Below are 1,149 nucleotides of genomic sequence, written 5' to 3' on the forward strand. Positions count from 1 at the left end.
AACTCATCAACATTCCGGGCCGTCTCCAGAACCGCTTTGGCCTGCGCCAACACGGCCCGTCCACTCGCGGGTCTCGCCATGGCCGTTCACATCTGAAAGAACAGGCCATATTGTTACCCTTATGATCGCGAAATGGAATTAGGAGTACAAGGCTGGTGTTGATCGGTAGAGATCCGAGCGTGTCTCGGACACGGCGCTAAGCGGGGCTGACAGAATCCGGGTCTGGGCCTCCGGTGTACCGGCCGCGAGCTTCGACGAACTCCTTGAAGTGCTGGAGATCGTCCTCCAGATTTGCCTCCATTATGCCGAGCAGATCGCCGATTTTTTCTTCCACGCTTTCGGGCTGGTATTCCACGTCCAAGGTGACGCGCGCGCGCCCCTTGTTCAAAGACTCGAACATGATCACCCCATGGTTGTCGGGAGCCGCCGGATTGCGCCAAGCGATGCGTTTCTCCGGCACCTGCTCGACGATTTCGGTGTCCCATTCGAGCGGCTTGCCGGCGATCATGCCGCGCCAATGCAAATGGGTGTCGTCCACACGACGGACTTCTCGGACATTCTCCATAAACGCCGGAAATTCTTCGTACTGCGTCCATTGGTTGTAAGCGACCTGTACGAGCACATCGATCTCAATGGACTTGTGCAGACTGGCCATGTCTCGTCTCCTTGGATTAAGGGGTAAGGGTGATATACCCACCCAATATCGTTATTAGAACTAAAACGCGATTCGTTCGGACCCGCCGATGTAAAATTTGGACCCGGGGGGATTAAAGGCAGTTCAGCGTGTTTCCATACACCCAAACAAGTCGAGACACGCCACGCGTTAGCACGGCGTCTAACCGGCCCTTCGCTTGTAAAAATCGCTCGCTATGCTTTGCCTCGGTTGGAATCACGCTCTTTCCGTTGATAATCGGTTTAGGAAAACTGGCCAACGCATACCCGACCAGCCGTACGAGCAGCTTCGGCCGCAATCTCACGCCACTCGTCCGAAAACTCAAACCGGGCAAGACTAGGTTCTGTTGACATTTCAACGCAACCAGATGAGTGCTGAGACGAAGCGAAGAAAGCCCATGAAGTTACGCTGCAATTTTTCGAAGCGGGCAAAGATTCTTCGGAAGTGTTTGATTTTGCCAAAGAAGCATTCGATCA

General features: G+C 54.1%; 1 protein-coding gene. It reads right to left on the reverse strand.

From position 1 onward, the window contains the following. Nucleotides 1–196 precede the first annotated feature (196 nt). Entirely contained in the window at nt 197–655 is a 459-nt protein-coding gene (locus VEB01_RS02365) for an SRPBCC family protein (RefSeq protein WP_324872502.1), read from the reverse strand. Between the last annotated feature and the right edge of the window lie 494 nt (nt 656–1,149).

The organism is Methylocaldum sp., assembly GCF_035627495.1.
Lineage (GTDB): Bacteria > Pseudomonadota > Gammaproteobacteria > Methylococcales > Methylococcaceae > Methylocaldum.